Raw genomic sequence first — 2800 nt, forward strand, 5'->3', positions numbered from 1 at the left:
CGAAGGTTTGATGAGGAACTAGGCACGCGAACAAGTAGGCCGGGACACGTGAAATCCTGGTTGAAGATGGGTGGACCATCATCCAAGGCTAAATACTACTTACTGACCGATAGTGAACCAGTACCGTGAGGGAAAGGTGAAAAGAACCCCGGAGAGGGGAGTGAAATAGAATCTGAAACCGTTTGCGTACAAGCAGTGGGAGCATAGTTTAGGCTGTGTGACTGCGTACCTTTTGTATAATGGGTCAGCGAGTTACTTTCAGTGGCGAGGTTAACTGCATAAGGGAGCCGTAGAGAAATCGAGTCTGAATAGGGCGATAGTCGCTGGGAGTAGACCCGAAACCGGGCGATCTAGCCATGTGCAGGATGAAGGTTGGGTAACACCAACTGGAGGTCCGAACCGGGTAATGTTGAAAAATTATCGGATGACGTGTGGCTAGGAGTGAAAGGCTAATCAAGCCCGGAGATAGCTGGTTCTCCCCGAAAGCTATTTAGGTAGCGCCTCGTGAATGATTACTGGGGGTAGAGCACTGTTTCGGCTAGGGGGCTGTCATGGCTTACCAAACCGATGCAAACTCCGAATACCGGCTAATTGAATCACGGGAGACACACGGCGGGTGCTAACGTCCGTCGTGGAGAGGGAAACAACCCAGACCGCCAGCTAAGGTCCCCAAGTACTAGTTAAGTGGGAAACGATGTGGGAAGGCATAGACAGCCAGGAGGTTGGCTTAGAAGCAGCCACCCTTTAAAGAAAGCGTAATAGCTCACTGGTCGAGTCGGCCTGCGCGGAAGATGTAACGGGGCTAAAACTAGTCACCGAAGCTGCGGATGTGCGCGAAGGCGCACGTGGTAGGGGAGCGTTCTGTAGGCTGATGAAGGTGCATTGAGAGGTGTGCTGGAGGTATCAGAAGTGCGAATGCTGACATGAGTAACGATAATGTGGGTGAAAAGCCCACACGCCGGAAGTCCCAGGTTTCCTGCACGACGTTAATCGGAGCAGGGTGAGTCGGCCCCTAAGGCGAGGCTGAAGAGCGTAGTCGATGGGAACCAGGTTAATATTCCTGGACTTTTTATAAGTGGTGAAGTGGGGACGAAGAAGGCTAGGTGAGCCAGGCGTTGGTTGTCCTGGTACTTGCATGTAGGGGGGAAGACTTGGCAAATCCGGTTTTCCGATACTCTGAGGTGCGAAGTGGTTCTGACCTTTTGGTACAGAGAAGTCATTGATGCCCGGCTTCCAGGAAAAGCTGCTAGCCATAACTTATAGAGAACCGTACCGCAAACCGACACAGGTGGACAGGTAGAGAATACTAAGGCGCTTGAGAGAACTCGGGTGAAGGAACTAGGCAAAATGGTACCGTAACTTCGGGAGAAGGTACGCCCTTTCTGGTGATGGGATTTACTTTCAGAGCTGGAGAGGGCCGCAGAGACCAGGTGGCTGCGACTGTTTATTAAAAACACAGCACTCTGCAAATTCGTAAGAAGACGTATAGGGTGTGACGCCTGCCCGGTGCCGGAAGGTTAATTGATGGGGTTATCTTCGGAGAAGCTCTTGATCGAAGCCCCGGTAAACGGCGGCCGTAACTATAACGGTCCTAAGGTAGCGAAATTCCTTGTCGGGTAAGTTCCGACCTGCACGAATGGCGTAACGATGGCCACACTGTCTCCACCCGAGACTCAGTGAAATTGAAATCGCTGTGAAGATGCAGTGTACCCGCGGCTAGACGGAAAGACCCCGTGAACCTTTACTATAGTTTTGCACTGGACTTTGATGATGACTGTGTAGGATAGGTGGGAGGCTGTGAAGTGAGGACGCTAGTTCTCATGGAGCCGCCCTTGAAATACCACCCTGTTGTTATTGAGGTTCTAACTTGGTCCAGTAATCCTGGATGAGGACAGTGTATGATGGGTAGTTTGACTGGGGCGGTCTCCTCCCAAAGAGTAACGGAGGAGCACAAAGGTACCCTCGGTACGGTCGGACATCGTACCAAGAGTGTAAAGGCAAAAGGGTGCTTGACTGCGAGAGTGACGGCTCGAGCAGGAACGAAAGTTGGTCTTAGTGATCCGGTGGTTCTGAATGGAAGGGCCATCGCTCAACGGATAAAAGGTACTCCGGGGATAACAGGCTGATACCGCCCAAGAGTTCATATCGACGGCGGTGTTTGGCACCTCGATGTCGGCTCATCACATCCTGGGGCTGAAGCAGGTCCCAAGGGTATGGCTGTTCGCCATTTAAAGTGGTACGCGAGCTGGGTTTAGAACGTCGTGAGACAGTTCGGTCCCTATCTGCCGTGGGCGTAGGAAAATTGAGAGGAGCTGCTCCTAGTACGAGAGGACCGGAGTGGACGAACCTCTGGTGCACCGGTTGTCACGCCAGTGGCATGGCCGGGTAGCTAAGTTCGGACGGGATAACCGCTGAAAGCATCTAAGCGGGAAGCCTCCCTCAAGATGAGTTTTCCCATGAAGCCCGTTGAAGACTACGACGTTGATAGGCAAGGTGTGGAAGCGCAGTAATGCGTGAAGCTAACTTGTACTAATTGGCTGATTGTCTTGACCATATAATCTGAGTGACTTCAGAATGTATAATTGAATTGAATACGTACAACGCATCGTGTAAACTCCGACTCTTTACCAAACCTGTGGCTTAATAGTGTAATCAAAGCCTCAGGTAAACCAGTTTTCCTGGCGACTATAGCGATTTGGAACCACCTGATACCATCTCGAACTCAGAAGTGAAACATTTCCGCGCCAATGATAGTGTGAGGCTTCCTCATGCGAAAGTAGGTCATCGCCAGGGTTTTATT

The 2800-nt window shown here is 51.4% G+C and carries 2 rRNA genes (1 of these 2 only partly in view); both read left to right on the top strand.

Annotation, left to right across the window (positions count from 1 at the left end):
* A 23S ribosomal RNA gene (locus CC34_RS0110010) occupies positions 1-2554 on the top strand; it begins 339 nt to the left of the window's first position.
* A 123-nt stretch (positions 2555-2677) separates the two neighbouring features.
* Positions 2678-2793 (top strand): 5S ribosomal RNA (rrf, locus tag CC34_RS0110015).
* The last annotated feature ends 7 nt before the right edge of the window (positions 2794-2800 follow it).

This window comes from Legionella pneumophila subsp. fraseri (assembly GCF_000586315.1).
GTDB lineage: Bacteria > Pseudomonadota > Gammaproteobacteria > Legionellales > Legionellaceae > Legionella > Legionella pneumophila_B.